Below are 26,007 nucleotides of genomic sequence, written 5' to 3'. Positions count from 1 at the left end.
ATCAGGACTTTCTAAAATGAAGTTAAAAACCTTACCAATCTTTCTGGTATTCTTCATCATGGGATTTGGAGATGCCGTTGGAGCGCTTGTCGGTTTTGTCACTAAAGAGTTCAGCCTGGCGCCTGCTGTTGCGGGACTCCTGCCTTTCTTTGGTTTTCTGGCATTCGGACTTTTTTCAGTCCCCCTCGGCATATTGGTCGATAAACTGGGACAGAAAAAATTACTCATTATGTCCTTGAGCCTTATTTTAGCAGGAGAGCTGGTTCCGGTATTCAGCACTTCAAGATACGAATATGTACTTGCCGCAATTTTCTTTATAGGACTTGGAATTACCGCCCTCCAGGTTGTAGGCAACCCGATGATGAGGGATGTTTCTGCCGAAGGCAGGTATTCCAGAAATCTCACTTTTGCGCAGTTTATTAAAAGCATCGGCTCCAACACCGCGCCTTATATTGTGCCGCTGGTTGTTGCGCTGGGATTTGTATGGCAGGGCATATTCCTTATTTACGCGGTTGTAGTTGTAATTACGCTTATAAGCGTTACAATGCTTAAGGTAAAGCCGTCAGAAAAAAGCAGCCTTCAGCCAAGGGCTAGCATTAAAAGCAGCTTTGCACTCCTGAAAAGATCCTACGTCCTTCTCATGGTCTTAGGCATTTTCTTCTACGTGGGAGCCGAGGTAGGCGTGGCCTCATGGATTGCAAAACACCTCCAGACACAGTTTAACATGGATATAGAAAAACTTGCCACCATCAGCATAGGGTTCTTTATGACCTCGCTTGCAATAGGGAGGCTTCTGGGGTCTATCATATTAAGCTACCTCTCACCCAAGAAATTCTTCGTCTGGAGCTCGGTTATAGGCGTACTTGCTCTTGCAGGCATATTTGTCCCTGTTGAGTGGTTCGTGCTCGGTTCAATCTTTGTCGCGGGACTTGCATTTGCAAACATATTCCCGCTCATATTCTCAATTCTCATAGACAGCATTCCCGAAAGAAGCAACGAGCTTTCAGGACTTCTGGTTATGGCTATTGCAGGCGGCGCAATAATACCGGCTTTAATGGGTGTTATTGCAAGCTCTTCTGTGGCGCTGGCACTCACGGTTCCGCTCCTGATATTCGTATACCTGAGCTTTTTGGCTTTCCGGTCAATGAAACAGAAACCCGCAGCCGTATCTGCAGAAAATATAAAAGAGGAGATTAAAATTGAAGCTTGAAAATGACACACGTATAGTTATGACGCTGGATGCCGGGGGTACAAATTTTGTATTCTCCGCAATCAGGTCAAATAAAGAAATTGTAAGCCCTGTAACGCTTCCATCAAACGGAAACGACCTGGGCCATTGCCTCTCTAACATTATTAACGGGTTCAGCAAAGTAAGGGAAAGCCTTCCTTATGCGCCATCGGCAATAAGTTTTGCCTTCCCCGGCCCTGCCGATTACCCGATGGGAATAATTGGCGACCTGGGCAACCTCCCGGCCTTCAGGGGCGGAATTGCTCTTGGACCCATGCTCGAAGAGCAATTTAAGCTCCCCGTTTTTATAAATAACGACGGCGACCTGTTTGTCTACGGCGAGGCCATAGCAGGATTTCTTCCCTATGTAAACTCTCTTCTTGAAGAAGCCGGAAGCCCCAAGCGCTTCAGCAATCTCTTTGGCGTAACACTGGGCACCGGATTCGGCGCAGGCATAGTCCGTAACGGCGAGCTTTTTACGGGCGATAACTCGGGCGCGGGCGAGATATGGCTTTTGAGGAATAAGATCAACCCTTCAATCAATGCCGAAGAAGGCGCAAGCATACGCGCCGTAAGAAGAGTTTACGCGGAATCGCTTCATATAGCCCCCGAAGACGCCCCCGAACCGAGGGAAATTTATGAAATTGCAGAAGGAAAAATGCCCGGCAATAAAGGCGCGGCAATATACGCTTTCAGACAGATGGCCGAGGTTGTAGGCGACGCTCTTGCAAACGCCCTTACACTCATTGACGGCCTTGCCGTAATAGGCGGCGGAATTGCAGGCGCGCATAAACTGTTCCTCCCGGCAATAGTAGAAGAGATGAACTCAAACTATCTGCTCCCTTCGGGCAAATGCTTCCCGCGCCTTGCGGTTAAAACATTTAACCTGGAAGATGAAAATGAGCTTAAAGCCTTCCTTAAGGGAGATAAAAAGGAAATTAAGGTCCCGGGCAGCAGCAGAACCGTAACATACGATCCCTTGCGCCGCCTGGGAGTCGGAATCTCAAAGATGGGTACCAGCAAAGCAGTTTCTGTAGGCGCTTACGCCTTTGCACTCAATCAGCTGGATTCAGGGCAGAAAAAATCCTGAAAAAGTTTTCATCATTGCGGCTGGATGATAAAGAAGAAATTTCATCCGATAAACAAATTTATTTTCTAATTGTATCTTGAGAGAATTATTATGCTGAGAAAAAAAATAATTACTGTACTGTTGATTATTCTGACAGGAAGTTTTTTGTACGGACAGACGCCTAAAGAGCTGGTTGATTACGTGGACCCCAATATAGGCGGCATTGGGCATATGCTTCAGCCTACGCTGCCCGTAGTACAGCTCCCGAACTGCATGATCCGTATCGCCCCGTCTAAGGGCACCTCGCTGGACAAATACCTTGCCGATAAAATAAATGAATTTCCGCTTAACATTACTTCACACAGGATTGCAGATGCCTTCGGCATTATGGCTACCTCAGGCAGCCTGAAGCTTAAAAAGTCCGATTATGCATCCATGTACGACCACGACAATGAAACGGCTACACCGTATTACTATTCGGTAGGACTGGAAGATTACGACATAAATGCTGAATACACCGTTACGGAGCACTCCGCTTTCTTCAGATTCACCTTTACAAGGCCTGAGGAGTCGCACATAATCCTGAGGGCACAGAAAAAAGGAAGAGTTGAAATACTGGATAATTCAACTATCCGCGGCTACGAGGACGATGAAGGCGTACGCTACTTCTTCTATGCTAAGTTCGACCACCCCTTCCAGTCTTCCGGAACATATACGGGTGAAACGGTAAGCAATAAAAACACTTCAGCTGAAGGCGAAAACGTAGGAACCTTTGTAAACTACACCTTCGGCAAAAGTGAGACCGTAGGCGTTAAGGTCGGCATTTCATACATAAGCCTTGATCAGGCAGAGGATAACCTGAAAAGAGAAATTCCGGCCTGGGATTTTTCTAATCTTAAAGACCGCGCGCGCACAATATGGAACAATACACTTGCAAAAATTAAAGTCGAAGGCGGCACTGAAAAACAAAAGAGAATTTTCTATACAGCCCTCTACAGGGCCCACGAAAGAATGGTTAATGTTTCTGAATACGGAAAATACTTTAGCGGCTACGACCATAAGATACACGAAGACGGCGGACACAGCTTTTATGTGGACGACTGGCTCTGGGATACTTACCGCTGCCTGCACCCCCTGCACATTTTAATCAGCCCCGAAATGCAGGTCAACAAGCTCCGCAGCTACGTTTCAATGTACGAGCAGAGCGGCTGGATGCCTTCTTTCCCCCTCTTAAGGGGCGACCACGCATGCATGATAGGGCAGCACGCGGCTTCAATTTTTGCTGACGCATACCTCAAGGGAATTAAGGATTTTGACGTTGAGAAGGCTTATGAAGGCCTGAAGAAAAATGCCTGCGAGGCAACACTGCTTCCCTGGGCTAACGGACCTAAGACAGAGCTCGACGACGTTTATCTTACAAAAGGCTTCTTCCCGGCGCTTCCCGAAGGTCAGAAGGAATGGGTTAAGGAAGTCCACCCATTTGAACGCAGGCAGGCTGTTGCCGTAACGCTTGAAAACTGCTACGACGACTGGTGCCTTGCACAGTTTGCAAAGGCCCTGGGAAAAACAGATGATTATGAGTACTTCATGAAAAGGGCCCATAACTACGCTAACCTCTACAACCCGGCTACCGGATTCATGTCGCCCAAGACGGCTGACGGCAACTGGGTGCCCAACTTCGACCCCAAACTCTCCGGCGGCCAGGGGGGACGCGCTTACTTCGCAGAGTGCAATTCATGGACTTACACCTGGAGCGTTCAGCACGACGTGGCAGGGCTTATGAACCTCATGGGCGGACGCGATAATTTCCTTAAAAGACTCGACCAGCTCTTTAACGAGCCCCTTAATACCGAGAAGTTTTTCTTCCTCGGCCAGTTCCCCGATGCCACCGGCCTTGTTGGCGAATTTGCAATGGGCGACGAGCCCAGCTTCCATATACCTTATCTTTATAACTATGCCGGCCAGCCATGGAAGACTCAGAAACGCGTCCGCGAACTCATGAACGTGTGGTACGACGACGACCCCCTCGGAATCTGCGGCGATGAAGACGGCGGCGCTCTTTCAACCTGGTATATTTTTACCGCCATGGGCTTTTATCCCGTTACACCGGGAAGGCCAACATACGACATTGGAAGCCCTCTGTTCAGTAAGGTTACACTCAATCTGGGGGACAATAAAACTTTTACTGTTGAAGCTAAAAACGTTTCGGCAAAAAATAAATACATTCAGTCGGCTCAGCTTAACGGCAGGCCTCTTACAATTCCATGGTTTGAGCACTCGGACATTAAGGACGGCGGAAGCCTCGTCCTCGAAATGGGCCCCAGGCCTAACAAGCAGTGGGGTAATACTACCGAAGCTGCAATACCATCAATGAGCACTTTGAAATAATGAATTTAACCGGGGATGGGCGATTTACTTTTGTCCTAAAGTAACAACTCCTTTTAGCAGGTACAGGTTGCCTGTTCCCGGTTAATTTTTTGCAGAAATATTTTCTGGCTGAAATACATTCTGGAGAATAATTGTGCGTAAATATTTTTTAACAGCTGCTTTATGCCTGCTATCACTGGCAAACTGCAGCCAGCTGAAAGGCCAGGCCTCAGCAGATACACTGAAGTTTGCCTTCTTCTCCGATATCCATTTCGGAAAAACTGACTATAACGGCGAGGCGCTCTATCCTGCCGACTGGATTAAGAAAGCCTTAAACGGAATCTCAAGACGGCAGGCGGACCTTATACTGGTCGGCGGCGACCTCATAGAATCCAGCGGAAACACAGGACAGTTCGACATGTTCGACCAGGCTATGATTACCGCTATCCCGTGGTACCCCATGCCGGGCAACCACGACATCGGAACCACACCGGCCTCGGTTACAATGACTTCAATTAATAAGTGGCTTGCGCACAATTACGGCAGGGGCCCCGCTAAAAGGGAATACTACGGCTTTACGTATAAAAACCTGGCCGCTTTTTACGTGCTTAACACCCAGGCATATATTGCAGACGACCCGCTTGCAAAGGCACGCTCCATGAACCAGCTGGCCGAAATGGACTCTTTCTTTACCGCCAACAAAGATTTCCCCATTAAAATTGTAACGGCACACGTGCCCGTCTTTGAGGCAAGACAGAACGAGGACAGCCTTTACTTTAATATAGGCCCTTCATACAGATCTAAAGTGCTTGACCTGATGAACAGGCACAACGTAAAGTACTACGTTGCGGGCCACCAGCACGTAAACGGCCAGGCAATGGATAAAGGAATTCTGGTATATTTTAATACCGCCCTCAGCTTCCAGCTGGGATCCGGCAACACGCGCGGATATTACGTCTATACAGTAACTAAAGATACTGTCCTAAGATCCTTCTACCCGCTTTCAAGCGAAAACCAGTACGAACTGAAGGTAGACCCGGGCAGCCATGGCACAATAAACCTCAGCCCTTCAAAAGCTTTTTACGATTCTGCCGAAGTTGTGCAGGTTACAGCTATCCCCAATAACGGCTTGAAATTCCTCAGGTGGTATGGCAGCTTAAGCGGCAGCAGTAATCCCGATACAATTATTATGAACTACGATAAATCTATTACTGCAATTTATGGCGAGACTAACCCTACGTGCGATATTATTACGGGCAAAAGCGGTTTGGGACAGGTAATTCTCGATCCTCCGGGGGGAGTGTATAACGAGAATACGGTAGTTAAAATTTCCGCTCAGCCCCAGGAGGGATGGGAACTGCAGGAGTGGACGGGAGAAAAAAACGGAAGCTTTATTGAAGATACCCTTATTATGGACCGCGACTGCGAAGTTAAGGCACTCTTCAAAAAAAAAGATGAGGCTCCCGTAAGCCTTAAGGCAATTGAGGATAGCTACGTAAGGGGAGGGCTCATGTACTCAAGCAAAAACATGGGCAAGGAAACTGTCTTAAAAGTGCTTGAGGGAACGAGCGACTCCTACAGGTGCAGATCGTACATTAAGTTTAATATTAAAAGCCTTAAGGCAGACCCTCTTTCTGTAACGCTTAAAATGAAGGCGGGCAGCCTTCCCGACGGGAACCGCGCAAGAGCTTTTGTCTACTTTCTTTCAGGCGGCAGCTGGAAAGAATACGATATACAGTGGCGGAATGTCCCCTCTGTAACAGAAAGCCTCATGGATTCATGCATGACAATAAATAAAACCGGGAATTATTACTCCTGGAACCTGACAGAAAAAGTAAAACAGGCTGTTGCCTCGGGCGACACAGTCATTAGCCTGCTGATAAAGGACAAATCTGCCTTTAACCGCACGGTCGACTTCTTCTCCCGCGAAAGCTCCGATATGCCGGAACTGATTGTGGTTGAGAATAATACTTCCGGGGTTGTAAATGGCGGCAATACAGTCCCGGCGCAATATAAGCTGGAACAAAACTACCCCAACCCCTTTAACCCGGCTACGGAAATTACTTACAGCACACCCGGGGCCGGACACGTAAGCCTTAAGGTCTATGACATAATGGGTAGGGAAATCTCTGTCCTTGAAGACTCGTTTAAGCCCTCGGGCACTTACCGGTTTACATGGAATGCTAAGGATAAGGCAGGACGCGCACTCCCGAGCGGAATATACATACTTACAATGAAGGCCCCCGACTATTTGAGCTCAATTAAAATGAACCTGCTCAAATGACGCTGAAATTTATAAAAATCATCTGGTGGAAAAGGAAGAAGTTATGAAGAAAAAGCTGTTGGATTTTATCCCTAAAAAGTTAAGCTGCAAATTACTGCTCTTAACAATAATGCTGCTTTCTATTGCTGAAGTTAATGCACAGACAACAAAGTGGAAATGGATCTGCTACGGCGATACACGCACCAACGACGATGCCCACCGCTCAGTGCTTCAGGCAATAATGAAAAATACTCCCGACTATAAATTCATGATTAACGTTGGCGACGTGGTTGAAGACGGACGCTCAACTACCCTCTGGGATACGTGGCAGAAATCCTGCAATGAAATTCTGGGCGGCACAGGGCAGGACCAGTTTCCCCCAAAATACATGGCTGTCTCTGGAAACCACGACGAACTGATGTCTACAGGCCTTGCCAACTGGAACAAGTACCTCCCCGGCCAGGCCAAAATGGGCAATGACGGAAAATATTTCTATTTCGATTATGAGAATGCCAGGTTCGTCCTGATGAATACGGAGGACTCATACACCGGCCCGCAGAAACAGGTGCTTCTGGATGCAATTGAGAACAACCCCAAACCGTGGCTTTTTGTAATATGGCATAAACCGATATTTAATTTCGGCGCAAAGGTCTACGAGGACGTAATACACAAGGAATGGGGAGTGCCTTTGTACAAGTACGGATGCGACGTGATCTTTAACGGCCACGCCCATATATACGTCAGAACCAAGAAAATGAATATGAACGGGCAGATGAACCCCCCGGTTGACCCCGAAAACGGCGTGACAACCGTCGTTACAGGTAACAGCGGCGCCCCTTTGATGAGCGTTGACGAGAATAAGGACGGAAACGCCTACCTGGTAGACTATTCTTTCGATCAGGCACAATCGGGCTACTACGGCTATACAGAGCTCGAAATGGACGGCAATACAATGTACCTTAAACACATACGCGCAAGCGACAGCAGGGTGATGGACCAGACAACTTTTAAGGCAAACTTCAAGATCTCTAACCTCTATGCCAGCCTTAAACGCTTTAAGATAAATCAGACTATTGTTGGACAGGGAACGGTTTATGAAACCCCCGACGATACGGTGCACTTTAAGGACAGCCTGGTTACCCTTACGGCCAAAGGAGCCCTGGGATGGAAGTTCGACAGCTGGTCAGGAGACGTGACCGGTACCCAAAATCCCACAGTAATTAAAGTCGATACCACAAAATACATAACCGCAAAGTTCGTCCCGGTTGAGGGAAAGTTCGAGTTGAGGGCTGAAACGGAAGGAAAAGGTGAGATCATACTCGACCCCCCGGGACCATATTACGACGCGGGTACAGTGGTAAAGGTTAAAGCCGTGCCCGGTGACTCACTGACTAAACTGGACAAATGGGAAGACGCTTCTTTAGGGCACGCACTGGAATTTACCGTTACAATGAATGCCCACAAAAGCTTAAAGGCATATTTCAGAAATTTAATTGAGTTCAACCCCCGCCTGAGGGGAACACTCCACGGATCCGTAAACTCAGACGCCGCGGACGATGAGGTCCTGGAAGGAACGGTGCTTACTATCAATGCGGTGCCGGAAGATGGATATGAGTTCCTTGAATGGACGGGCGACAAATCGGGCAGCAAAAACCCCGATACACTCCTTATAAATTGTGCAAAGGACGCAAGAGCGGTTTTTAAGAAGTCGGGCGGAACGGTGCTTAAACTAAAGCCGGCTGAGGACAGTTACGTAAGAGGCGGCCTCATCTATTCCGGTAAGAATTTTAACGCCGATACACTCCTTAGAGTTTATGAGGGAACTTCCGACAGCTACAGGTGCCGCTCATTTCTGAAATTTAACATTAAGGGAATTAAGGGGAATATACTCTCGGCAATCCTGAAGATCAAAGTAAAACCCAACGGACTCCCGAACGGCGCACCCGTTATGGCAAACGCTTTCTATATGTCAAACGACACCTGGGCCGAAGTCGCACTGAAATGGACGGGCACCGCGCAGACCGGAACGGAACTGGACTCATATTCAATTATTAACCAGACCAATATGACCTATTCATGGGACGTTACCGGTATGGTTAAACAGGAAGCCGCAGCCGACTCTCTTATAACATTTATGATCAAAGATAACGAGTCCACAAACCGCATAATTGATTTTTACAGCAGGGAGACCTCAGGCTCGCCTGAACTGCTGATTATAACGGACGAAACTTCAGGCGTTCAGGAAAACGGCAAAAAAATCCCCCTGGAATACGGCCTGCAGCAGAATTACCCCAACCCCTTCAACCCGGCAACTGAAATTAAATACAGCCTTGCAAAGCCGGGTAACGTTAAACTTAAGGTTTACGACATCAGGGGCAGGGAAATAGCTGTGCTGTTTGAAGGCTACCGCCCGGCAGGCTTCTACAGCCAGACGTGGACGGCTAAGGATAAAACAGGCCGCGCACTTTCAAGCGGCGTTTATATCTGCTCAATTGAAAGCGCCGGGTTTTCAAAATCCATAAAGATGATGCTCCTGCAGTAATTTAATAACAGAGTTTTATAAAAAGGAATTACATGAAGAAAATTATACTACATAAAATTGCTTTGACGGGCCTTTTTTTGATGGCTTTCCTGACCGGCCTCAATGCACAAACTCCCGGCGAAAAAAGCTTTATTATAATGGGCGACACCCACTTCGACTGGTGGGAAGACCACGATTCCACGTGGCTTGCGGCACAGGGCGACGACTACCGCCAGGTTACCCAGGAATACGTTCCTAATACAAGAAATAACCACGACGATTTCATCTCGGAAATCCTTGCAATGTCGCAGAAGCCTGAGCTGAACGTCCAGGGCGTTATTCAGCTGGGCGACCTGATGGAAGGCCTGGCAGGAAGAGCCGACCTGGCGCTTAATATGGCACGCCACGCAACCGGAGGCCTCAGGGCACCGGAATTCTCGGTGCCGTGGCTTATTACAAGGGGCAACCACGACCAGACCGGCCCCGGGCAGGCTGAGGCCTACATGCAGGTTGTGCCCCCATTTATTACAAACGAGATTGGTAAATCTGTTACAAGTAAATTTTACACCTATACCACGGGCGACGTTAAGATAATAAGCATTGACTGCTACGACACGGGAAACCTGATCCCGTTCCTTGAGCAGGAACTGACCAACACAACTGCAAAATTTAAGATTGTTGCAACGCACATGCCCATTGTTCCTGTCTCGGGCAGGCTGTGGAACATTTTTGAGAAGGATTCACTTAAGCGCGACGAGCTAATGAACCTGATCGCAAAAAACAACGCCATAGTACTTGCGGGCCACCTGCATAAGTATTCCGTCCTGAGGCGCCAGACGCCCTATGGGCCTTTCATACAGATAGCGGTCAACAGCGTTATAAGCAACAGAAATAAAAATACACCGTCGGCCTATACCACCACATACGGATCTAACCTTGTTGACATGGAACCGGGCTTTGACCCCTCGGGCGCGTACTCAAGAAAAAGATACCTGGATTTTGAAGCCGGGTTTGTCTCCGATTTCCGCATGGCCGATATGCCCGGCTACGCAGTCCTTTTACTCAACAGCACAACCGGAATGATAAAGCTTCAGGCTTACTGCGGACTTGGACAGAAAATGTCGGAAGAGGTTCTGCTTACTTCATACGACCTGAACGTAAATAAAACGGGCAGCGGAACTGTAACTAAAACTCCCGAGGCCCCCAACTACCTCGCGGGCTCAACGGTTACACTTAAAGCCGAAGGAGACCTGGGCTGGAAATTCGAAGGCTGGACGGGCGGCCTCTCCGGAAACCAGAACCCTGTTTCCATTCTGATGGACGGAAATAAAACCGTTACGGCATTATTTACAGAAATTCAGGGGCAGTTTGAACTGAGAACTGAAGCCCTTGGAAACGGTACGCTTGAAGTTACACCCGCGGGACCCTACTACGCTGCCGGAACAACCGTTACCGTTAAGGCTCACCCCAAAACGGGCTACAAGCTTGAAAGCTGGACCGAAGGCGCCACGGGAAAAGACACAGTAATTACACTTACCATGAATTCTCACATAAAACTTACAGCCCTCTTCAGTAAAATTAATACCTATAAACTGAAAACGGGAAAAGCTGAACACGGAACAATTACCGTGACCCCGCAGGGAAGTGAATTTTATGAGTTTACGAACGTTAAAGTTAGCGCGGTGCCCGAGACAGGCTGGGAACTGCTTGAATGGACGGGCGCTCTGAACGGAAAATCCTTAAACGAAACATTGTATATGAACGGCAATAAGGAAGTAAAGGCAATTTTTAAGAAAACCGACGGCTCAGTTCAAACCATAAAACCTGCAGAAGACGGCTACGTCAGAGGCGGAATGATGTATGCCGACAAACTCTTCGGCGCTGATACGTGTCTGCGCGTCCTGGAAGGAACCTCAGACACATACAGATGCAGGTCCTTCATCAAATTTCCTATGAAGGATATTAAAGGCAACATACTGTCCGCCACGCTGAAACTGAAGGTGAGGCCTAAAAGCCTCACCTCAGGCACTCAGGCAAGGGCAGACCTTTATGAGGCCTCCGGCGACGCCTGGCATGAGTCTGACCTCAGGTGGAAGGCTTCACCAATAATAGGCCTGACTTCCCTCGACTCCTGCACCGTAATAGACAGCGAAACCGTTACAGGCTCGTGGGACGTAACAGCCCTTGCAATCCAGGAGCAGAAGAACGATTCAACGCTCAGCATCGCACTGAAGGATAAGTCGGGATCCAATGTAAGCGTGGACTTTTATTCGAGGGAAACCATAAATTCACCGGAGCTCTTAATAGTTACAGACAACACAAGCGCTGTTTCTGAATCCGGAGGCGAAAGGCCCCGTAACTTTGCGCTCAGGCAGAACTATCCTAATCCCTTCAACCCGTCGTCTAAAATTACTTTTTCCGTCCCCGTGGCAGGGCACGTAAAGTTAAAAGTGTTTAATATCCTCGGCAATGAAGTTGCTGTGCTTGTAAATGGTTACAAGGCCGCGGGCAGCTATACAGTTGAATTTAACGGGGCGGGACTTCCTAGCGGCGTTTATTTCTACAGGATGGAAGCAGGCAGGTTTACAGATACCAGGAAACTCATCCTTGCAAAATAAAGAACGTTTTTTCCTGCGCACTCCTTCCGGCACCGCAGTCCCAAAGAAAATCCAATAATTAAACAAACTACCGGAGAAATTATGAAAGAAAGAAAAACCGTATTCTTTGCCGCCGCCGCCGCTTCACTGGGCGGATTCCTTTTCGGCTTCGATACGGCCGTTATATCGGGAGCTGAAAAAGCCATTCAGCAGCTTTTCCAGCTGGACAGCTTCTGGCACGGGTTTACCATTGCAATAGCCCTTATAGGCACTGTAATCGGCGCACTCTCGGCCGGCAAACCTGCCGACCTGTACGGCAGAAAGGCCTCACTTATAGTAATTGCCCTCTTCTTCTGCATCTCTGCAGTAGGGAGCGGACTTGCAAACAGCTGGGAGATGTTCCTTGTATTCAGGTTTATAGGAGGACTCGGCATAGGGGCTTCTTCCGTTGTGGGGCCAATGTACATTTCTGAAATATCCCCCTCGCACTTAAGAGGCCGCCTGGTGGCGTTTTTCCAGCTTAATATCGTTATCGGCATACTGGTCTCATTCTTTTCAAACTATCTTTTTTCAGCCCTTGGCGAAGGCTCATGGCGCTGGATGCTTGGCGTGGCGTTCTTCCCGGGAATAATCTTCCTTTCACTCATATTCTTTATACCCAACAGCCCCAGGTGGCTCGTTAAGCGCGGCCGCATTTCAGAGGCAAGGGATATACTTAAGAAAATAGGGGAGAAGAATGCCGAGGGTGAAATTAAAGAAATTACAGAATCCTTAAGAAGTGAAGCCGGGGCAAAGAAGGAAAAACTCCTATCGTCTGAATATAAAAAACCTGTTGCATATGCCATGCTGCTTGCAATATTCAACCAGTTCTCGGGCATAAATGCAATTTTATATTTCTCCCCCCGCATTTTTGAAATGGCGGGCTTCCAGCAGGGAACGGCAATGCTGCAGAGCGTGAGCATTGGACTTACAAATTTCCTTTTTACAATTATCGCCATGACGATAATTGACCGCTTCGGAAGGCGCACACTTCTTATTGTGGGCTCGCTTGGAATGATAGTTTCACTTGGAATGGTGTCTTTTACATTCTTTACAAAAAATTTCGGCAGCTACAACATGCTCGTTTATCTCATAAGCTTTATTGCGTTCTTTGCCTTTTCGCAGGGAGCGGTAATATGGGTGTTTATTTCTGAGATATTCCCGAATAAGGTAAGAGCCAAAGGCCAGACGCTGGGAAGCTCTACGCACTGGATAGTAGCTACAATAATTTCATGGACGTTCCCCTTTGTTGCTGAAAACCCCGCAATTGGCGGAGGCCCGTCGTTCCTCTTCTTTGCCTTAATGATGCTCCTGCAGTTATTGTTTGTCCTTAAGTACCTGCCCGAGACCAAAGGCAAATCCTTAGAGCAGATAGAGCGCGACCTCCAGGCGGTGCCTTTGGAGGCTGAAGAGCTGAACTAAGCGGAATAAAATGGATGGACCGGAAAAGTAAAAGCCTGCGGTAAAATGCAGGCTTTTTAATCTCTCTTCACCTTCATTAATAACTCCTGCTTCCGTATTCCATTCTCTGATTGTATATATACAATTCTGCCGCAATCCCCAAATGGGCTATACAATTCAGAAATAAATTAACAAACTCTTGAAACTGAATATATAATGTTATAGCTTTGACTTGGTCATTCCACTCGCTGGGAGCTTTGAAGCTCCGGTTGCGAAAAAGGTTAGTTTGTTCGTTCGCTTGGCTCTGTTCACTTTTCGTTTTCGTCTTTTTCTTTAATTCATCTTATTTTTTTAATTACTTCAGGGAGTCCAAATGAAGAAAACTTTTTCAATTGTGGGATTATTCCTGGTACTATTTACATGTAGTATCTTTGGACAGTTTAATTACAAGTTCTCCGCGGGTTCAGGAACGTTTACTGCTCTTTCGGGAGCGACACAGTTCACCTGGGCCACAGGAGCCACAGCCGATGAGGGTTACACTAATGCAACCGATATCGGCTTTACTTTTAAATATGCAGGAACTGACTATACCCAGTTCCAGGTTTCAACCAACGGTTTCCTGAGGTTTGGCACCGGCCTTGCCAGTGCAACCTCGGCAGATGCTCTCGATGGAGTGTTAAGGCAGATTGCCGCTCCTTTGTGGAATGATTTAGCTGTCGGCGCAACATCAGACATCAGCTATCTCATTGAAGGAAACGCTCCAAACCGCACACTTACTGTTGAATGGAAAAATGTAAAGTGGAGCAAATCAGCCACATCAAACAATTCAGAATTCCAGGTGAAGCTTTATGAAACGAGCAATAAAATAGAATTTGTCTACGGCAATATGCTCGGCTCAAACGGAGGCAGCGCCTCAATAGGATTGGCCGATAATACGGTGATTACTAAGGCCGGCTCTGCAACCGGTAAATTCTTAAGCATCAACGTCGGCGGAACTGCAGCTCCAAGAGTATACCACCAGTCAATGGGTAATACCTTTAACAATATAATATCTGCTCCTGATCCAAATACGGTATTTACCTTTGAAGCCGTTACACCAGCTCCAATTCCTGCCGGCACATACAGCATCGGCGGATCAAGTCCTGACTATAAGTCCTTAAGCGATGCAGCCATGGCGCTGAACGTAAATGGCATAGCAGGACCTGTCACATTTAAGGTTCGCGATGGCATTTACGACGACGTATTCCATCTTATTGATGTTGCCGGAACTTCTGATGCCAATACCATCACACTCATGAATGAAAGCGGCACAGTTGTGCTTTCGCCAATGAATGGCAGCGTCAACAGCACTTCAGGTCCTTACACTGCCGATGCTATTGTGCGCCTCGACGGAACCCAGCATGCTACAATCCAGGGCCTTACCTTAAATGACAACGGACTGGCAAATAACACATTAAAGTTCGAGTTTGGTGTTTGCCTTGGCAACTCCCAGTTAAATGGTAAAATGGTTAAGGGGGGAAGATTTAATCATTTAAGAAATCTTAAAATTGATATGAAGTCTACCGCCGGAGCGGTAAACCACGCAGGTTCAATTGGCATCCGTTTCTATACGCAGTGGACCGCAAGCACCAATGAAACAGATACCAGCATGACAACCAGCTATAACACAATAGAAAACTGTAACATTACAGGCTTCTGGCGCTCAGCAATTAAAACATTTGGTATAAACGGTGTAAATCCCGACCGCGGAAACGTTATAACAGGAAACACAATTGGAAACGTTTTAATTCCGGCACCGGGTATAGGCTCCGACATCCGCGCATTGGAAATGGATTGCCAGAGTAATATTATCATAGAGAAAAACAAGATCCAGAATATTGAAGCTGATATAATGACTACAAACAATGTTTATGGAATCTGGTTTAATCCTTCTTCAAGCGGAACCAACTTAAGCGGCGGTACAATAACTATCCGTAACAATGAAATCAGTTCACTTTACAATGCCGGCGATCAGGTAACAACAGGCGTGGCAAGTGCAATTGCCTGCAACAACGTTGCAAATAACACTGAAGTTCAGGTTTATGGAAATAAGATCTATGACCTCGTTACCAGCGGTATCAATACCGGTACGGGTAATGCCAGAGTAGAGGGAATTTATCTGAATATGGCAACCGGAACCCCGGTAACTGTAAAGATATATAACAACATGATCTATGACCTGAGGGCGCCATATTCAGCTTCCACCGGTGCTCCAAACGTAAGAGGATTAGCTCTTGTAAATACAGGCACAAACGGCACATTCAAAGTCTATAATAACACCGTTTATCTCGATAACTCGGTTCCTCCTGCGGTGACAAAAGGAACAAACGTAGGCTATCGTTCAGCATGTCTGTATCTTCAGTCATTCCAGACTGCCACACTTGATCTTAAGAATAACGCGTTTGTAAACACAATGGGTACAAGCGCAGTCGGAACCGGCGTCTCTGCCTCATCCTGCTTCAATACTACCGGTTCGGAATGGTTTGTAAGAATGACAGAAAACAGCGATAACAACTTATACTTTGCTGATACAGCTAAAGGAAATTGCGGAATCGCTTTCAACAACTCAGTAGCATTTAAGTCGATGGCTTCATACCGTGCCATTGCCAACATGGGATCAAGAGAAAGCAATTCATTCTTTGCTGATCCTACAACATCTTTTGTAAGCGCAGCAAGCCCTTATGACCTCCACATCAGACCATCTTCATGGCTCGTGAAGGCACAGGGATCACCGCTTGCACAGGTGACAACAGATATCGACGGTGATAAAAGAAGTACAGATTTAACTTCGGGCCCTGTCTCAGTTGGCGCAGATGAATACGCCGCTACAGGCAAGCCTTCTGTTACATCAACAGGCACAATAGCCGACAGCATGACTACTGTATTTACAGGCGTTGACGGCAAAAAAGTTGGTGAACTGACCTGGCACAAGGGAAAAGGCACTCTTCCTGATTCAGTTGCCCTGTCTTATAATCCGGGAAGCCAGCTGACTACACCAGCAGGAAGTTCAATCTACAAGAACTACTCTGTTGCAACTTTTGGCGGTGTAAAGGGCTGGAACGCTGACCTTAAGCTCTATTATAATCCCACTACAGAGTTAAACGGAATAACTGAAACAGCATTAAAGATGCACCAGAAGTCAAGTGAAGTCTGGAGCCAGCTCCCGACCTCTATTGACACTGTAAAACACTTTGCACAGGTAAACATCATCTCTGGCGCCGACTTTACAATGGGTAAAGAGGCCCCTGTTCAGGCTCCTACAGTTGCAGAGGCAAGAGAAGACCTGAATACAGATTTAGTTCCTGACAGAATAGGCCAGACATTTAAGTTAACAGCTGTTGTAGTTACAAACAACCTCTCGGCCAGTGACACAGGAAGCGTATACTTCTTAAACGACAAGACGGCAGGTATTGTTCTTTCCTCAACAAAGAAGTTCTCCAGGGAACTCTCTATGGGAGACAGCCTTCAGGTTACAGGCGTAATCAGCCAGTTTAACGGCCAGACTGAAATCACCCCTGCTGATACCGTTATTGGCGACCAGGGAAGCATGGTTGTTCTTAAAGCAAATGCTTCTGTCCCTGCTCCGGTGGTCATTACTGTAAAAGACCTTAAGTCTGAACAGTATGAAGGTAATCTTGTTGTTGTAAGAGGCCTTTCAAAAATGACTTCAAGCGTGCCATGGCCGGTTTCAAACGACACAACTTTGACTGTCGGCACTAGTACAGATTCTTTGTCACTCTTTATTGATCACGACACAAAGCTGCCGGGAACAAGTGAACCTGAATGGCCGCTGGATATCATTGGCGTGGTCGGACAGAATTCGCAGACCCTCAGTGACGGTTACATACTTATACCGAGAAATACAACAGACGTAACTGTACCGGTTCTTTCTCTGGCAACGGCAAGAGAAGACTTGAACACCGACTTTATACCCGACAGAAAGGGACAGACACTTAAGGCTAAAGGCATTGTTGTTTCACCCGACTTTACCGCAAGTGCCGGTGGAAATAACTACTATATTACTGACGGAACTGCAGGTGTACTGCTCTATTCAGCCAAGAAACTTTCAGCCGCGCTGAACATTGGCGACAGCATACTTGTAAAAGGCAAGATCGATCAGTATAAGGGTGCAACTGAATTTGTTCCTCTTACAACTGAAGTAGGTGAAAAAGGAAGCGTTACGGTACTCAAGACAAATGCAAGAGTTCCTGCTCCGATTGAAATATCCCTGAAGGATGTCAATTCAGAAAAATATGAAGGAAGCCTTGTAAGAGTTAAAAACGTCAGCAAGAAGTCTACAGGCACTAATGTTTGGCCTGAAGCCGGTAAGTATGCCAATATCATGGTTGAAGCCGATCAGGATTCGGCAATCGTGTTTATCGATAATGATACCGATATAGACGGAACAAAAGAAATCAGGTGGCCTGCTAACATTACGGGTGTCATCAGCCAGTACACTTCTTCTGCTACTCCTAACGACGGCTATGAACTGCTTCCTAGAAGCACGGCTGATCTGGATATGATCGACGGAGTTCAGGAAAATTCCAGGATTCCTGCAACATATGCTCTGAATCAGAATTATCCTAACCCGTTTAACCCTTCAACTACCATCAGCTTTGACCTTAGGACAAATGCAAACGTAACATTGAAGATCTATAGTGTTCTTGGAGAGGAAGTCTTAACACTTATGAATGGCAGCTTAATGCCTGCCGGCCATAAGATACTTTCATTCAATGCGTCTAACCTGCCAAGCGGAATGTATATTTACAGGCTGGAAGCAAAGGGGATTGACGGATCCAACTTTACGGGCATTAAGAAAATGATGCTCCTCAAGTAAGACTCCTCTAAATCCTGAAACAAGAAAAGCCGGTTCCTTGCGGGACCGGCTTTTTTTTGGGGTGCATAGACATTCCCCCAAAAAATCAGAGGCTGTACAAAATAGAATCTATCCTCTTAATCTCCTCTTCGCTGAACGAGGTGTTCTTAAGGAGGGCGATGGCGTCGTTTATGTGCTCAACACGGCTTGCGCCTATTAGCGTTGAAGTTACACCCGGAAGCCTCATAGTCCATGCAAGCGCCATCTGCGCCAGAGTCTGGTTGCGCTCTTTTGCCATATTGTTCAGGTCGTTCAGCTTTCTAACCTTGTCGTCTGTAATCTGGTCCTTAAGCGAGCTGTAGCTTTTTGACGCGCGTGAGCCTTCGGGTATGCCTTTGAGGTACTTATCTGTAAGGAGTCCCTGCGCCAGCGGGGAGAACACAATGCATCCCATGCCGTTTTTATCCAGCACATCCAACAGTCCGTCCTCAATCCAGCGGTTGAACATGTTATACTTTGCCTGGTGGATAATAAATGGCGTCTTGAGCTCCTTCATAATCTCAACCGCCTTTTTTGTCTGCTCGGCACTGTAATTTGAAATGCCCGCATAAAGAGCCTTGCCTGAACGGACTATCTGGTCCAGCGCCATCATGGATTCCTCAACGGGAGTCTCGGGATCGGGCCTGTGGTGGTAGAAAATATCCACATAATCCAGCTTCATTCTCTTCAGGCTCTGGTCGAGGCTTGAAATGATGTACTTCCTCGATCCCCAGTTGCCGTATGGACCCGGCCACATATCGTAGCCCGCTTTGGTCGATATTACAAGCTCATCGCGGTAAGGCCTGAGGTCGCGTTCCATAACGCTGCCGAAAGTTTCCTCGGCGCTGCCGTAGGGAGGTCCGTAGTTATTTGCCAGGTCGAAATGTGTAATTCCAAGGTCGAAAGCCCTGAATAGCATACTGCGGCTGTTTTCATAGATATTCACGCCGCCGAAATTCATCCAGAGTCCCAGCGATATAAGAGGAAGCTTAAGGCCGCTCTTGCCGCATCTTTTATACGTCATGCCCTCATATCTGGAGGCAGATGGCAGGTAAGTCATTTAATAATTCCTGTATTTAATTTGAAAAATATTCCGGATTAATGATCCAAATATAAGAATAATAGATCAAAGTTCGAGGTTCCCGAAGCGCAGGATTCGAGGTTTTTGAGCCCTCCTCGGAGGGCTTTCTTATTTTTTTGAATAGCCACGAGCTTTAGCTCGTGGAACCGGAAATTCCCCCTCTCCCCAAATGGGCTTTAGCCCCAGATTTCCCATCGCAATGCGGGATTTTCCCCGAATGATCGGGGGCTAAAGCCCGAGGGTGTGGGTGCGTATTGATCCACCCCGACCTAAAGGTCAGGGCTATTCATAAAACCCATGCACACAAATTCCCGCAAATTTCATTACATTTGTAAAACTATTTTCACACATACCGGGAGTATTATGAAAAGAATCCTGATGACTGTTTTACTGCTTACTGCAATTGTCTCCGCCGGAGATAAGGGCGCAAAAAAAATTAACCCGGCTGGCCTGGTTAACCCGCTCGTCGGCACGGACTCGGATTATAAACTCTCCAACGGCAACACTTACCCTGCCATTGCTCTTCCCTGGGCTATGAACTTCTGGTCGCCACAGACGGGCAAAATGGGCAGCGGCTGGATGTATACATACGATGAATATAAAATTAAAGGCTTCCGCCAGACCCACCAGCCCTCACCGTGGATTGGCGACTACGGCAGCTTCTCTATTATGCCCATTACCGGCACGCTTAAATTTCCTGAGGACGAACGCGCCTCCTGGTTCAGCCATAAAAGGGAAATTGCAAAGCCTTACTACTATCAGGTATACCTGGGCGACTATAACGTCTCGGTTGAAATAACCCCCACCGAACGCGCAGCGCAGTTCCGGGTAAAGTATCCCAAGACGGATAACTCCTACCTACTTATAGATGCCTTCAACAAAGGCTCATATATAAAGGTCATTCCAAAAGAAAAAAAACTAATAGGCTACTGCCGCAACAACAAAGGCGGCGTCCCGGAAAACTTTCATAACTACTTCGTCGTTTATTTTGATAAGGAAATAGATTCAGTCTGTACATGGAGCGAAAAGGGAATATTCCCCGGCAGAACAGAAGAAACAGCAGATCACGTAATGGCCGCGGTAAAATTCAAAACTAATGAAAATGAAACAGTCCACATCCGTACCGCTTCATCTTTTATAAGCTTTGATCAGGCGGAGCTGAACCTGAAAAGGGAAATAGGAAACGATTCATTTACCGAAACCATGACTAAAGCTGAAAAAGTGTGGAATGACGGCTTGTCCAGAATTGAAATTGAAGGCGGCACCGAAAGCCAGATGAAAACCTTCTACACTGCGCTCTACAGAACCATGCTTTTTCCAAGGGGACTTTATGAAATGGATAAGGATAATAAAGTTGTCCACTACAGCCCCTACGACGGTGTGGTTCATCCGGGCTACATGTTTACAGATAACGGCTTCTGGGACACCTTCCGCGCGGCTTTCCCGCTACTAACAATAATGCAGCCCGGACTATGCAGCCATATTATGGAGGGACTTGTAAATACCTACAACGAAAGCGGATGGCTACCCGAATGGGCAAGCCCCGGCCACCGCGACTGCATGATAGGCTCCAACTCGGCTTCCGTTATTGCAGGCACATACCTTAACGGCATAAGGGGATACGACATAAATAAACTTTATGAAGCCATACTGAAGAACTCCGAAAATGAAGGCCCGCTTGAATCCGTAGGCCGCCGCGGCGTAAAGTATTACAATTCGCTTGGCTACGTGCCTTACGACGTCAAAATCAATGAAAACGCCGCCCGCACGCTTGAATACAGCTACGACGACTTTGCAATATGGAAGCTCGCACAGGCGCTCGGCCGCCCCAAAGATGAAACAGACCGCTTTGCCAGACGCTCCATGAACTACAAAAACGTCTTTGACAAGTCCACTGGCTTCATGCGCGGAAGAAACAGCAGCGGCACATTCCAGAGCCCCTTCAGGCCCGACAAATGGGGCGACGCCTTTACTGAAGGATGCGCCTGGCATTACACATGGGCCGTATTTCATGACCCCGCGGGACTGATGAACCTCATGGGCGGAAGGGAGAAATTTACGGCAAAGCTCGACTCTTTATTTACCTCAGCCCCCACGTTCGACTATTCATATTACGGAGTGCAGATACACGAGATTACGGAAATGGTAATTGCGGGCATGGGTCAGTACGCTCACGGCAACCAGCCCGTTCAGCACGCAATATACCTTTACAACTACGCGGGCGAGCCCTGGAAGGCTCAGGCGCACGCGCGTGAGGCAATGGACGTACTTTACACTCCCGAGCCCGACGGCCTCTGCGGCGACGAGGATAACGGTCAGACAAGCGCGTGGTATGTACTTTCAGCCTTGGGCATGTACTCCGTATGCCCCGCGGCAGGGGAGTACGTATTCGGATCCCCCTTATTCAGCAAAGCCGTGCTCCACCTCGAAAACGGAAAAACCTTTACCATTGAAGCCAGTGACAATTCGCATGAGAACATCTATATCGATAAAGCATCACTTAACGGCAAAGACTACACCAAAAATTTCCTGACGCACCAGGACCTGATACAAGGCGGCAGCCTTGAATTCCGCATGAGCAGTAAACCCAACAAAAGCAGGGGAACGGCGAAGGGCGATATGCCGTATTCGTTCTCGGAATGATCCAGCGTTCAGCCTTTTTGAGCCCTCCTTGGAGGGCTTTCTCATTTTTTTGACTAGCCCGTACCTTTAGGTACGGGGGCCGATAATCCAACCCCCCCCCCCCGGCCTTTAGGCCACAATCCCGGACGGATAATCGGGGGCTAAAGCCCCGGGGGGACGGATAATCGGGGGCTAAAGCCCCGGGGGGGAGAGAGAATCGCCCCCGACCACGGCCTGAAGTCCGTGGCAATTCATAATATCTGTGGCTAAAGCCCATTTATTTTTTTCCTGTTAACCGGACGGATAATCGGGGGCTAAAGCCCAGAGAGGGAAATGGTGAATATCCGTTCCCCGTACCTAAAGGTACGGGCTAGTCATATATTAGAATCCCGTACCCAATCCGCACATACACCGTTGGACATTTGCATCTCGTTTTTCTATCTTACCCCAGCAAAAATTTCCATGAAATTATTTAACCGGAAACATCATGAAAAAAATCTCCTTCCTGCAGATTGTTACCTTATTATCCCTTACCTGCCTCGTGCAGGCACAGGGCAGCCGGCCTGAAAAATTAAATATCTACCACACTGACTGGATAGACCTGAATAAAAACGGCGTGATGGACCCTTATGAAAACTCCAAACTTGATATTGAGGAAAGGGTAAAGGACCTCATAGGCCGCATGACGCTTGAGGAAAAAACCTGCCAGACCGCAACACTCTACGGCTTCGGCCGCGTGCTTAAGGACGAGCTCCCGAACGAAAGCTGGCTTAGTAGCATCTGGAAAGACGGCATTGCAAACATTGACGAACATCTTAACGGCTACGACGGCCGCCACGAGGGCAAAAACGCCGATACGCAATACTCCTGGCCGCCATCCAAACACGCCTCGGCAATTAATACCGTCCAGAAATTCTTTATAGAACAAACGCGCCTGGGCATACCGGTCGATTTTACTAACGAGGGCATACGCGGCGTCTGCCACCAGGGAGGAACCCTTTTCCCCGCCGATATAGCAACCGGAAGCTCATGGGACGTTGACCTGGTCTCAAAAATAGGCCATATCACGGGCCGTGAAGCCCGCATACTAGGCTATACAAACATATATTCACCCATACTCGACCTTGCGCGCGATCCCCGCTGGGGCCGCACGGTGGAAACTTACGGCGAGGACCCCTACCTGGTCTCGCGCATCGGAATCTCCCAGGTAAAGGCGCTTCAAGAGGAGGGCGTTGTCTCAACTCCCAAACACTTCGCGGTCTACAGCGTACCCAAAGGGGGACGCGACGGCGCATCCAGGACCGATCCCCACGTAACCCCGCGTGAAGTTGAGGAAATCTACCTCGCCCCATTCAAAGCCGCATTTACCGAGGGCCATGCAATGGGCACAATGAGCTCGTACAACGATTATAACGGAATTCCCGTTACAGGCAGCAGCGAATTCCTTACAAAGAAACTGAGGGATGAATGGGGCTTCAAAGGCTATGTGGTATCCGACAGCAGGGCGGTGGAGTACATCTTCAACAAGCACCACGTGGCTAAGGACGCCAAGGACGCAGTCAGGCAGTCGGTAGAGGCGGGACTTAATGTAAGAACCGACTTTACGCTCCCGGAAGATTTCATACTGCCTTTGCGCGAACTGGTCCAGGAAGGCACAATACCCATAAGCACGCTGGATAAAAGAGTAAGCGACGTACTGAGGGTAAAGTTCTGGCTCGGACTCTTCGATCACCCCTACGTCGAAAATCCATCCCTTGCCGATAAAATAGTATCATCGGAAGAGCACCTGAAAGTCGCGAAGGAAGCCTCATACAAATCGATGGTGCTCCTTAAAAACGCAAACGGCACACTCCCGTTAAAGAAAAATATAAAATCAATTCTTGTAGCAGGCCCCAACGCCGATGCTGAAAAGCCGAATATCTGCCGCTACGGTCCCAGCAGAGTTGACGTTGTAACCGTGCTTGAAGGCCTGAGGGAAAAGCTTCCCGATGTGGAAATAAAATACACCAGGGGCTGCGCCGTGGTGGATAGCGCCTGGCCCGAAAGCGAAATAATGCCGCGCGAATTAAAGGGCAAGGACAAGGAAGAAATAGATAAAGCCGTGGAGATGGCCAAAGGCGTTGACGCGGCAATTGTTGTCCTTGGCGAGGATGAGAAGCTTACAGGGGAGTTCCATTCAAGAACGAGCCTCGACCTTCCGGGCTACCAGCTGGATCTTGTAAAAGCCATTTATGAGACCGGCACGCCTGTAATTGCGGTTCTTATGAACGGAAGGCCGCTTTCAATTAACTGGGTGGATAAGTACGTGCCCGCCATAATTGAAACCTGGTTCCCGGGCAAGTTCGGCGGATCGGCCGTGGCCGATATAATCTTCGGCGATTACAATCCCGGCGGAAAGCTCCCCATTACATTCCCAAAAACAGTAGGACAGCTGCCAATGGATTTCCCGTTCAAGCCCGCATCGGACATAAGCGATCCCACGGGCATACAGGGAGTCTTGTATCCCTTCGGGCACGGACTGAGCTACACAACATTTAAGTACAGCAATCTGAAAGTAAGTCCGGAAGAGCAGAGTGCGGACGGTGAAATAAAAGTAACATTTGAAATAGAGAACACGGGCAAACTTGCGGGCGATGAAGTGCCGCAGCTTTACATTAACGCCGAAGTAAGCAGTGTAACAACGTACGTAAAGAACCTGCGCGGATTTAAGAGGATACATCTTCTGCCCGGGGAAAAGAGGCTTGTGGAATTTACATTAAAGCCCGGTGACCTGAGCATACTGGACCGCGATATGAAGCGCACCGTAGAGCCCGGCAGATTCAGCGTAATGCTAGGCAGCTCCTCGGAGGACATAAGATTAAACGGAAGCTTCACAATTAAACATTAACCTGTAGGGGCGCGCGGCGGCGCGCCCTTCTTTCAGCGTTGGCAGGAACCACTGTCAGTGTTGTCAGGAACCACTTCCTGACAACACTCATGCCGAAGGCATGCCTCATTGCATCGGTATGCCACTCTCAGACAATTATCCTCTCAAACAGATTACTTCTTTTAACCGTGCCAATGTTTTCAAACATTTCAAAACCGGGTTCCCCGCCCGGCAGTTTCAAATCCATATCAAGATTGGCCAGGCCGAACCACAGGCAGAACCTTTCAAAAAACCTGACCTCAAGGCAGTCCATTCTTTCCTCCTCGGGATCCGGAACGTACTCCGCCTCAAACTCATCCTCCTCTTCGTCCACGTCCTCCTCATGGTCAGAATACTCCATCTTATCGTCATCATCCTCGTCATCATCCTCATCGTCATCCTCTTCCACAGTGAGCATAGGGAAGGCGCGGAAGTACTTCTCCTCATAAAAAGCGGGATTGCGCGGAGTGCCGCCGTACTTTTTAAGGAGGTAGAGCATAAACATAAAGCCCACCTGGCCAATTTCCTCCGATGGATAATAGTCGGTGCTGGCCCATCCGAGGCCGAGGCAGAAAGCCTTAAGGAGTTCCATATAGATTGTATAATCCGCTTTATGCTCAAAAAGGTCCGCGCCGTGTTTAGTAAGCAGGAGTGTATTATTCTTAATCTCGGCCAGTTCCGTAATCAGAAGAAGGTGTCTTACAACAAAGAGCAGCAGCCAGTCATATTCAGAGCGGAATTCGATATCGCCGTCCTCAATTAAGTCATCCGTCAGGTAGCCCTTATCATAGATGGATTTAACAAGTTTAAAAGGCATATATCCCTTAGAAGAGAGCTTAACGCCGTTCTTTTCGGAGAGAGTGGAAAGCAGGTCCCAGGCGATCAGGAAAAGTGGGGATTCGGCAACGATGCCGGGTATAGCCTTCTTAGCGAATTTGATGACAGTATTATTCTCAAAAGGGCGGTAGAGGATCTGTTCCATCTGGTTAGGAGTAAGCCCGTCGAAGTCATCCAGGGGGG

Annotated in this window: 12 protein-coding genes; 10 read left to right on the top strand and 2 right to left on the bottom strand. The window is 47.9% G+C overall.

Annotated features, from left to right (window positions below):
- Positions 1-16 precede the first annotated feature (16 nt).
- The 8 genes from HF312_13250 to HF312_13215 all read left to right on the top strand — a co-directional run bounded on the left by HF312_13250 (position 17) and on the right by HF312_13215 (position 18,361).
- Positions 17-1,210, top strand: coding sequence for a sugar MFS transporter (locus HF312_13250; GenBank protein MCU7521180.1), 1,194 nt, complete (start codon positions 17-19; stop codon positions 1,208-1,210).
- A complete protein-coding gene (locus HF312_13245; GenBank protein MCU7521179.1) occupies positions 1,200-2,318 on the top strand; it encodes an ROK family protein in 1,119 nt (372 codons plus the stop codon). Before HF312_13250 ends, HF312_13245 begins: the two co-directional genes overlap by 11 nt.
- Before the next feature lie 90 nt (positions 2,319-2,408).
- Positions 2,409-4,685, top strand: a complete 2,277-nt coding sequence (locus tag HF312_13240; protein ID MCU7521178.1) for a glycoside hydrolase family 92 protein — start codon at positions 2,409-2,411, stop codon at positions 4,683-4,685.
- 133 nt (positions 4,686-4,818) lie between these two features.
- The gene (locus HF312_13235) at positions 4,819-6,948 is read left to right on the top strand and encodes a DNRLRE domain-containing protein (protein MCU7521177.1); all 2,130 of its coding nucleotides are present in this window, start codon (positions 4,819-4,821) and stop codon (positions 6,946-6,948) included.
- A gap of 43 nt (positions 6,949-6,991) precedes the next feature.
- Complete coding sequence (locus HF312_13230; GenBank protein MCU7521176.1) at positions 6,992-9,469, top strand: DNRLRE domain-containing protein; 2,478 nt, start codon at positions 6,992-6,994, stop codon at positions 9,467-9,469.
- Positions 9,470-9,501: 32 nt separating this feature from the next.
- On the top strand, positions 9,502-12,066 hold the full coding sequence (locus HF312_13225; protein ID MCU7521175.1) for a DNRLRE domain-containing protein: 2,565 nt from the start codon (positions 9,502-9,504) through the stop codon (positions 12,064-12,066).
- An 81-nt stretch (positions 12,067-12,147) separates the two neighbouring features.
- Entirely contained in the window at positions 12,148-13,506 is a 1,359-nt protein-coding gene (locus HF312_13220) for a sugar porter family MFS transporter (protein MCU7521174.1), read from the top strand.
- Positions 13,507-13,858: 352 nt separating this feature from the next.
- Positions 13,859-18,361, top strand: a complete 4,503-nt coding sequence (locus tag HF312_13215; protein MCU7521173.1) for a T9SS type A sorting domain-containing protein — start codon at positions 13,859-13,861, stop codon at positions 18,359-18,361.
- 85 nt (positions 18,362-18,446) lie between these two features.
- On the opposite strand, the gene mgrA is transcribed toward HF312_13215, so the two are convergent.
- Complete coding sequence (gene mgrA / locus HF312_13210) at positions 18,447-19,439, bottom strand: L-glyceraldehyde 3-phosphate reductase (protein MCU7521172.1); 993 nt, start codon at positions 19,437-19,439, stop codon at positions 18,447-18,449.
- A gap of 384 nt (positions 19,440-19,823) precedes the next feature.
- On the opposite strand from mgrA, the gene HF312_13205 reads away from it, so the two are divergent.
- Together HF312_13205 and HF312_13200 are read left to right on the top strand one after the other, a co-directional pair.
- The gene (locus HF312_13205; protein MCU7521171.1) at positions 19,824-22,103 is read left to right on the top strand and encodes a glycoside hydrolase family 92 protein; all 2,280 of its coding nucleotides are present in this window, start codon (positions 19,824-19,826) and stop codon (positions 22,101-22,103) included.
- A gap of 466 nt (positions 22,104-22,569) precedes the next feature.
- Positions 22,570-24,969, top strand: a complete 2,400-nt coding sequence (locus HF312_13200) for a beta-glucosidase (GenBank protein ID MCU7521170.1) — start codon at positions 22,570-22,572, stop codon at positions 24,967-24,969.
- Between the two features lie 127 nt (positions 24,970-25,096).
- Here the strand turns inward: HF312_13200 and HF312_13195 are convergent.
- Positions 25,097-26,007 (bottom strand): hypothetical protein (locus HF312_13195; protein MCU7521169.1); only part of this gene is annotated, 911 nt, incomplete at its 5' end.

Source organism: Ignavibacteria bacterium (assembly GCA_025612375.1).
Lineage (GTDB): Bacteria > Bacteroidota > Ignavibacteria > Ignavibacteriales > SURF-24 > JAAXKN01.
Note: the sequence above shows the minus strand (reverse complement) of the source record. Positions and strands in the feature narration are given on the sequence as shown.

Coding starts and splice junctions, on each gene's coding strand:
- HF312_13200 (MCU7521170.1), top strand. CDS start 22,570: ATGAAAAAAATCTCCTTCCTGCAGATTGTTACCTTATTATCCCTTACC.
- HF312_13225 (MCU7521175.1), top strand. CDS start 9,502: ATGAAGAAAATTATACTACATAAAATTGCTTTGACGGGCCTTTTTTTG.
- HF312_13220 (MCU7521174.1), top strand. CDS start 12,148: ATGAAAGAAAGAAAAACCGTATTCTTTGCCGCCGCCGCCGCTTCACTG.
- HF312_13215 (MCU7521173.1), top strand. CDS start 13,859: ATGAAGAAAACTTTTTCAATTGTGGGATTATTCCTGGTACTATTTACA.
- HF312_13230 (MCU7521176.1), top strand. CDS start 6,992: ATGAAGAAAAAGCTGTTGGATTTTATCCCTAAAAAGTTAAGCTGCAAA.
- HF312_13250 (MCU7521180.1), top strand. CDS start 17: ATGAAGTTAAAAACCTTACCAATCTTTCTGGTATTCTTCATCATGGGA.
- mgrA (MCU7521172.1), bottom strand. CDS start 19,439: ATGACTTACCTGCCATCTGCCTCCAGATATGAGGGCATGACGTATAAA.
- HF312_13240 (MCU7521178.1), top strand. CDS start 2,409: ATGCTGAGAAAAAAAATAATTACTGTACTGTTGATTATTCTGACAGGA.
- HF312_13205 (MCU7521171.1), top strand. CDS start 19,824: ATGAAAAGAATCCTGATGACTGTTTTACTGCTTACTGCAATTGTCTCC.